This window comes from Longimicrobium sp. (assembly GCF_036554565.1).
Taxonomy (GTDB): domain Bacteria; phylum Gemmatimonadota; class Gemmatimonadetes; order Longimicrobiales; family Longimicrobiaceae; genus Longimicrobium.
The window spans coordinates 1-6197 of record NZ_DATBNB010000227.1; the positions used below are offsets into that span (position 1 = coordinate 1).

The following is a 6197-nucleotide window of genomic DNA, read 5'->3' on the forward strand; positions in this document are numbered from 1 at the left end:
GCGTTCCGGACGATGGAGGCGGCGCTTACCGCCGAGGTCGCCGACCAACCGAACCTCGTCCTGGCGCCCGGCGGCGGATGGATACTGCGCCCCGAACAGCTGGACCCGCTGGGCGCCACCACGCTCTCCGTATGGCTTCGCGTATCCGTCGACGAAACCGTGCGCCGCCTGCGCGCCGACACCATCGACCGGCCGTTCCGCGAGCACCCGGACCCGCGCGGGATGATCGCGTCCATGCTGGCGGAACGCGAGCCGCTGTACCGCCTGGCCGACGTTTCCATCCCCGCCGAGGGCCGCTCGCCCGAGGACATCGCCTTCGAGATCGAGACCATCATCCGCACCCGGCGCGAGGTGAGGCTACGGTAACGAGGGCACCTGCGTTCGGGACGGAACGGCGGCACGGCGGGGCCTCCGCTGCGGCGTGCTCGGCGAAGTGTGTGGCGGATCCCTCGGTCGCTGCGGTCCACGGCATACGGGCGAGTTCGGCGGGGACGCTCCGTCGGGATGACAACGCCGGCGCGTGTGCGACTCAACAGTCGTGACCGTAGTTACCGCTGTTCCAACGGAGCTCCTCGTGGTATTTTCGGACCTCGAAAGCACCTCCGCGGCCCGCCGCGCTGACCGTTTCCTGATCCTGATCCGATGAGCAATACAGATACGTCGCGGTTCATCTACGTGATGAAGGAACTGCGCAAGGTGGTTCCGCCCAACCGCGAGATCCTCAAGGGCATCTGGCTGTCGTTCTACCCCGGCGCCAAGATCGGTGTGGTGGGCGCCAACGGCAGCGGCAAGAGCTCGCTGCTGCGCATCATGGCCGGCGTCGACAAGGACTTCAACGGCGAGGCGTGGGCGGCCGAGGGCACGCGCATCGGCTACCTGGCACAGGAGCCGGAGCTGGACCCGGCGCTGGACGTGCGCGGCAACGTCGAAGAGGCCGTGCGGGCGCAGCGCGAGGTGCTGCGCCGCTTCGAGGAAGTGAACATGAGCTTCGGCGAGCCGGACGCCGACTTCGACAAGCTGCTCGAAGAACAGGCGCGGCTGCAGGATCAGATCGATGCGGCCAACCTGTGGGAGCTGGACCGCAAGATCGAGATCGCCATGGAGGCCCTGCGCCTGCCGCCCCCCGACGCGCGGGTGGAGAACCTGTCCGGCGGAGAGAAGCGCCGCGTGGCGCTGTGCAAGGTGCTGCTGGAAGAGCCCGACATGCTGTTGCTCGACGAGCCCACCAACCACCTGGACGCCGAGTCGGTGGCCTGGCTGGAGCACCACCTGGCCGCGTTCACGGGCACCATCGTCGCCATCACCCACGACCGCTACTTCCTGGACAACGTGGCGGAGTGGATCCTGGAGCTCGACCGCGGCGAGGGCATTCCCTGGAAGGGCAACTACACCAGCTGGCTCGAGCAGAAGCAGGAGCGCCTGCGGAAGGAAGAAAAGCAGTCGTCCGCGCGCCAGCGCACACTGGACCGCGAGCTGGAGTGGGTGCGCATGGCCCCACGCGCGCGGCAGGCCAAGAGCAAGGCCCGCCTGACCAGCTACGAAGAGCTGCTGAACGCCGACCAGAAGGAACGCGCCTCCACGGCCGAGATCATCATCCCCGCCGGGCCGCGCCTGGGTGACGAGGTGGTGGTGTCGGACGGGGTGGCCAAGGGCTACGGCGACAAGCTGCTGGTGGAAGACCTGAACTTCCGCCTGCCGCGCGGCGGCATCGTGGGCGTCATCGGGCCCAACGGCGCGGGCAAGACCACGCTGTTCCGCATGATCACGGGGCAGGAGCAGCCCGACGCGGGCGCGCTGAAGGTGGGGTCCACCGTCAAGCTGTCGTACGTGGACCAGAGCCGCGACGCGCTGAACGGCGAGAACACGGTGTGGCAGGAGATTTCGGGCGGGCAGGAAACGCTGGAGCTCGGCAAGCTGAAGATGAACTCGCGCGCGTACTGCGGATGGTTCAACTTCAAGGGAAGCGATCAGCAGAAGCTGGTGAAGCACCTGTCGGGCGGCGAGCGCAACCGCCTGCACATGGCCAAGCTGCTGAAGGAAGGCGGCAACCTGATCCTGCTCGACGAGCCCAGCAACGACCTGGACGTCGACACGCTGCGCGCGCTCGAAGACGCCCTGCTGAACTTTGCCGGGTGCGCGGTGGTCATCAGCCACGACCGCTGGTTCCTGGACCGCATCGCCACGCACATCCTGGCGTTCGAGGGCGAAAGCCGCGTCGTCTTCTTCGAAGGCAACTACCAGGAATACGAAGCCGACAAGAAGCGCCGCCTGGGCGCCGACGCCGACATCCCGCACCGCATCAAGTACAAGCGCCTCGTGCGGGCGTGAACGGAGCCGAATGCGCCGGGTGCAGAATGTCGTGTGCTGAGCCTCGGCGCGTTCCATAACCCGAATCCGGGAGCATGACGTGGATCCCCGCGCGGTGGATGCTACCTATCGTACGTTTCCTCCATTCTCTGAGTGGGCGAAAGCGTCGATCGACCATGTGCGCTGGGATCGCTACTCCGCAATTGTTGCGGAGCGCGGGCGAGTCTCTCCTGATGAACTCGCTCGTGCGCGAGAGGTTGTGAAACGTGCAGCCGCAGTAGATACCGGCGCAATCGAAGGGCTGTATGACGTAGATCGAGGGTTTACCTTCACCGTGGCTACTCAAGCTGCTGTGTGGGAGGCTGCAATGGACTCCAAGGGCCAGCAGGTGCGGGCCTTGTTCGAGTCGCAACTCCGTGCCTACGACTACGTCCTCGATGTTGCGACGAACCGCGCTCCCATCTCGGAAACGTGGATCCGCACACTACATCAGGAACTTTGTGCAGCTCAGCAGACCTATTCGGTAATGACCGAAGTAGGGCCTCAGACGCACCAACTCCCGACAGGCGAGTACAAGCACCTTTCCAACCACGTTCGGCTCGCGGGCGGAGGCACCCACGCCTACGCGCCTGTAGACCTGGTGCCTGCGGAGATGCATCGGTTCTGTGAAGTTCTTCGAAGCGAAGAGTTCCTTGAGGCGCACCCCGTTCTACAGGCATCATACGCCCATTATGCTTTTGTAGTCATACATCCATTCGCTGATGGCAATGGCCGCGTGGCACGTGCTCTCGCCTCAATTTTCACCTACCGCGCGCACTCCATTCCATTGATGATTCTGGTCGAGAACCGAAAGGAATACCTGGACTCGCTTGCGGCGGCGGATCGAGGGGATTACCAGCGCTTCACCGATTTCACGATGGAGCGAGCGCTGGATTCGATCCTGTTGGTCAACGAGAGCCTCGGTGCTGCACTGAGCCCGCAGCCGGCGGAGGCACTTGGAGAATTGCAGGCCCTCTTCACCACGCGGGGGGGATACACGCAGGAAGACGTTGAGAAAGCGGGGCGGGAACTCTTTGAGCAAGTGCGGCAACAGTTTGAATCCCAAGCCACACGCTATGAGCGAGGTGAGCGGCTTAGAATCTCCGTTAACCGTGGGAACCACTACCAGCAGCGTTTTGCGACCATTCCGGCGGGCCGTGTAGTTACGAGCGCGGAGTGGGACACGCTCGGCTTGAGTTTTAGGATCGGCCCCCCGGTACAAGCCCATCTCGACATTAATTACGTAGTCGCCGTGCCACTCAATGCCGAACGAGAGGACGACATCAGCCTGGTTGAAACGACCACTCAGCGCCGCGTGTTCAGCGCTCGCGTTTCCGAATTGGTGCACGGTCCGACCGCTGCGCTGAGAATGCGCCTGATGATTGGAGCGGAGCGAATCTTTGGTGAGGCTCTGAACAACTTGCTTCAAAATACTCGGAAGCCGGCTCCACCAGGCGAGGACAGGTCTACATAGCGCCTCATGCGCATGTAAGGGGGTTGGTGATGTAGAAAGAGGGTGGCCGCGCGAGCACGCGGCCACCCTCCTTCTTTTCTCCGCGTCCTCCGCGCCTCCGCGTGAGACGCTGTTCGATCAGTTCTGCGGCGTCTCGGGGGCGTGCGGGCCACCGACGGCGGGCAGCGTGTCTGGCTCGTGCGCGTCGGAGAGGATGCGCACGGGGCGTTCGATTGGGCGCGCTTCGGGTGCCTTGCGCGCGGTGCGCGGGGGCTGGATGGCGCGGCCGGTGCCGGTGGGCGCGCGTGCGGGCTCGCTCGGGCGCGGCCGGTACTCGTCCAGGCCCAGCGCGCCGTTGAAGCGGAAGTCGTACTCCCGCGCCGAACGCGCGACCGCGGATTGCGCCAGCCGCGGCTCCGCCTGCCCCACTCCCCACGTGGCGCCGCGCCGGGCATCCGGGTCTCCGTCGCGAGCGGCGGCCCAGAGGTCGGCGAGGTTCACGTCGTACGTCACCTGCAGCTCGGGCCCGACGGACGGCCCGGGCGCGGCGTCGCGAAGAAGGGCGTTGGCCGGCTTCACTGGAGCGGCGCTCGATAGCTGAACGGGCGATGGCTCCGGCCGGCCTACACGGCGATTGGTCGACCGGCGCGGCTGCGGGCGCGCGTGGCCGTCGATCGAGGCGGTGACGGCTGGCGTGGGCCGCGGAGCGTCGTCGTCCACGCGGACGGACGGGGCGGCGGCGGCGAGCGGAAGCAGGGCCAGCGCCCCGATCGCGGCGCACGCCAGGGCCACGCGCGCGGAGACGCTGTCGCGGGCGCGGGCGCCATCCAGCACGGCCACCACGCGGTCCTCCAGCTGCGATCGAGCCGCCATCCCCACCGCCGCGGCCGCGGTCAGGCGGGCGGGGCGGAAGGCGCGGGCGACCGCCAGCAGGTGGCCGGCGTAGTCCGAGGCGCGCGTTCCCGCGGCGAGCACGCGGTCGTCGCACGCCTGCTCGCGCTCCTCGCGCATGCGGTGCGCGGCCCACCACGCGCCCGGGTGAAACCAGTACAACGCGCAGGCCAGCGAGGCCACCAGCTGCCAAAGGCAGTCGCGCCTCGCCACGTGCGCAAGCTCGTGCAGCAGCACCACGCGCCGCCGCTCCGCGCTCCACGCGTCCGCCTCGGCGGGCAGGAGCACGGCCGGGTGCACGATTCCCCACGTCATCGGCATGGCACCGCCGGAGGCGCGCAGGAGGCGCACGCGGCGGGCGACCCCCAACTCCCGCGCCGCCGATTTCATCCGCTCCATCCACTCACCGCCAGTGATGGGCTCCGCACGCCCTGCGAGCGCGCGCACCGCGGCCTGCGCCACCGCCAGGCGGACGAGCGCGATCAGCGCGCCCGCCGCCCAGAGCGCCAGCGCGATCGTCCCCCACGGCAGCGCTGCCAGCACCGCTGCCCGTGCGCCGGGGACGAGGAGTGCGGGATGGATGGCATCCACCGACACGAATGCCAGCTCCCAGTGCGGCAGCACCAGCGACAGCGCGGGAAGGGCGAGGAGCGAAACCATCACCAGCCCCCACGCCAGGTGCCGCGCCGCCGCCGACCGCCGCCGCATCAGCGCCGCGGCCAGCGCCGCGGCGGCCAGCAGCAGCGTCCCGCGGGCCACCAGCCATACGGCGGGCGCCAGCCACGGGGCGGCATCGTGGGCGGGGAGCGGGATGGACATCCGTCAGTGGCCCTGGCTGCGCGCCGTTTCGATCAGGCTGGCAATGCGCTCCAGCTCGGCTTCGGACATCCGGTTGCGCGATTCGTCCAGCAGCGCGGCGACCGCGGCCTCGGTGGAGCCGCCGAAGAAGGTGCGCACCATGTGCGAAAGCGCGCTGCGCCGGGCCGACTCACGGGGTACGGTAGGCAGGTACAGGTAGCGCGGGCCGTCCTGCTCGTGTGCCAGGTGACCCTTCTCTTCCAGGATGCGCATCAGCGCGCGGACGGCGGAGTAGCTGGGCGGCTCGGGGATGCGGTCCAGCACGTCGTTCACGCTGGCTTTTCCCAGCCGATAGACCACGTCCATGATCTGCCGCTCGCGGCGGCTGAGGTCGGATGCGGTGGTTGCGTCGGGCATTGCGGCGGATGGTCGGGCGAATGGAAGGGTCGCTAAGGAATTAGCAGCTTGCGAAGGGTAGGCACGGACCGCCGGAGTGTCAAGGAAACCGAGCTTCGGATCGAGCACGCCGGGCGGCTGTTTCAAAGCTTCCCAGACAGCCGGGAGGCTTCACCGGCACGCTCGCGCACACCTGCCGAAGGAGCATGATGTCATCCCGATGGAGCGGCCACGAGGCACCTGCCCTCACGCGCCAACTCCGCAGCGACTGAGGGATGATCCGCCACACACTCTGGGCGGGCCACATGGTCCT

Annotated in this window: 5 protein-coding genes; 3 read left to right on the top strand and 2 right to left on the bottom strand. The window is 67.7% G+C overall.

Annotated features, from left to right (window positions below; all coding sequences use genetic code 11):
• The 3 genes from VIB55_RS06200 to VIB55_RS06210 form a co-directional block, all read left to right on the top strand.
• Nucleotides 1-366 (top strand): shikimate kinase (locus VIB55_RS06200; protein WP_331875799.1); only part of this gene is annotated, 366 nt, incomplete at its 5' end.
• A 276-nt stretch (nt 367-642) separates the two neighbouring features.
• Entirely contained in the window at nt 643-2328 is a 1686-nt protein-coding gene (gene ettA, locus VIB55_RS06205) for an energy-dependent translational throttle protein EttA (protein ID WP_331875800.1), read from the top strand.
• 79 nt (nt 2329-2407) lie between these two features.
• Nucleotides 2408-3820, top strand: a complete 1413-nt coding sequence (locus VIB55_RS06210; RefSeq protein WP_331875801.1) for a Fic family protein — start codon at nt 2408-2410, stop codon at nt 3818-3820.
• A gap of 117 nt (nt 3821-3937) precedes the next feature.
• Here the strand turns inward: VIB55_RS06210 and VIB55_RS06215 are convergent, their stop codons facing one another.
• Entirely contained in the window at nt 3938-5509 is a 1572-nt protein-coding gene (locus VIB55_RS06215) for a M56 family metallopeptidase (RefSeq protein WP_331875802.1), read from the bottom strand.
• Nucleotides 5510-5512: 3 nt separating this feature from the next.
• Nucleotides 5513-5905, bottom strand: a complete 393-nt coding sequence (locus VIB55_RS06220; RefSeq protein ID WP_331875803.1) for a BlaI/MecI/CopY family transcriptional regulator — start codon at nt 5903-5905, stop codon at nt 5513-5515.
• Between the last annotated feature and the right edge of the window lie 292 nt (nt 5906-6197).

Coding starts and splice junctions, on each gene's coding strand:
- ettA (WP_331875800.1), top strand. CDS start 643: ATGAGCAATACAGATACGTCGCGGTTCATCTACGTGATGAAGGAACTG.
- VIB55_RS06215 (WP_331875802.1), bottom strand. CDS start 5,509: ATGTCCATCCCGCTCCCCGCCCACGATGCCGCCCCGTGGCTGGCGCCC.
- VIB55_RS06220 (WP_331875803.1), bottom strand. CDS start 5,905: ATGCCCGACGCAACCACCGCATCCGACCTCAGCCGCCGCGAGCGGCAG.